General features: G+C 43.6%; 2 protein-coding genes. Both read right to left on the reverse strand.

Features of this window, described 5'->3' with window-relative positions:
- Nucleotides 1-373, reverse strand: a 373-nt coding sequence (locus tag MKMG_RS11355) for an undecaprenyl-diphosphate phosphatase (RefSeq protein ID WP_165078055.1), incomplete at its 3' end; no start/stop codon positions are given.
- Nucleotides 374-454: 81 nt separating this feature from the next.
- A partial coding sequence (locus tag MKMG_RS11360) for a hypothetical protein (RefSeq protein ID WP_165078056.1) occupies nt 455-1,757 on the reverse strand: 1,303 nt, incomplete at its 5' end.

Genomic DNA, 1,757 nt, shown 5'->3' on the forward strand with positions numbered 1-1,757 from the left:
CACCGGTGAGAATCAACAGGCATCCGATTAAAACCGTAAAGGTGGAGGCATTCTGTTCAAGTGAGACTGTTTTTAGCAGAAGATAGAGCGGCAGAGCAGTTATCGCCGTTGAAAGAGTTGCAATCAGGAGAATTCTTGTCAGTTTATAATCCAGACGAAGATTTTTTAAAATCTGAACAAACTCTCCCCGGAACCGTATTATTACTGCTATCATCGTGCCGAAATGAAGGAAAAACGCATATGAAAGAGCTGTTTGAGGATCCATATGGAGATAATTGAGCAAATAGAGCATCGTCTGTGCTTCACTGCTTATCGGGAGCCATTCAACTGTTCCCTGAATTGCACCTGCAATAATTGCTTCCAGACCGTTCATGCAATAGCATGGAGTCGGTTCGCTACGACTAATAGTTTGTGCATCATTTTGTAAAAAAATATGGATAAGCCAGAGGAGGGTTTATTCTCTCCTGATATACCAACTGGTGAGTATAAGGATGATGCAGCCCGATATCAGGCTAAAGGTGAAATTTCCAGCGTTTTGCTCTGCCGGGTATCTGTCCCGTATGATTCCCGTAGGGGTCACCGTCCGGGACGGGCCGGATGATCCGCCTTCATCTGACAATATGATGTGAGCCGTCTGTTTCTTGGAATGAATATCAAATGCAGAACTTGTCTTATCTGAAAAAATTTTCACTGCAGAACCACCTGCTGTCTCTTTAAAATCAGTATATGGTGTCCCGTCTCTGGTTATCTGCTCTACGTTATTTTTTGGAATATTGACCGTTATTTCCATCCCTGCATCTGTTTTTGAAATGCTGATCAGGTCGTCCCCATTCTTTCTGAGATATGTACCGCCTGACATCATACAGTAATAATCCGCTGAATTTTTTGGCTGGCGGAAAAATACCGTCCCGGCATCTGTCTTAAATATATCAAATGAGGCGTCTCCTTTTCCTGAATAGATGGTGTCTGTATTGGCTGATGAACTGACACGTATGGCATTTCCGTTTCCGGTGACGGGTAGCTCTTCAGTTTTTTTTTCCATTTCATTCAGGTATCCTGATATGAGAACAGTAATGCGACAGAGTTCTTCTGCCGGACTGTTTCTCAAATATAATACTGGTGAAAAAACTTCAGATGCAGCAGCATATCCTGCAATTCTGCCAACATGCTTTGTGATAATAATTTCTGATGCCGGGACTGAAAATATGTTCAGCCGAACAGGCTTACGGTATGGATTTATTGTTTCCCAGCTGACAGAGTTCGCTGTAATGCCGGTTTTGGTTTCACGTTTATAGGGAAGAGAGAGCCAGTCATATGAATTGTCATTTATTGTAAGGCTGCCTTTAACATGCCCTATCTCGGATTCCACGTATTTTTTGTCCCCGTTTTTATCATTTGTCGGTGAAATTGTAAGACTGGACGGGCGGAAGACATTTCGGTATATCCATTCTTCATCACCTTCCAGACGGTCAAAGATCACAAAGTAATCATCTTCCGGGTACAGAATTGTCCGGGTATACTGTATGGGTGATGTGAGTGTGTTCTTTGTTGACCAGTCATCGTCAATCAGATCAGTGATAGTTTCTGACGCAATAATTCCCTCCATCCACGGAGACTGAATCACCGTATCCACGGTAGCAGGTGTATCAATACCACCTGCATCCCCTTTGTATACCCCTCTTGCCTGGCTGTCCGCCCAAAACGATGTTGCAAACGGTGTCTGCGGGTCTTCGATTTCAATAGTGTTGTGGTGGACG

Origin of the sequence: Methanogenium sp. MK-MG (assembly GCF_009914725.1) — an archaeon.
Lineage (GTDB): Archaea > Halobacteriota > Methanomicrobia > Methanomicrobiales > Methanomicrobiaceae > Methanogenium.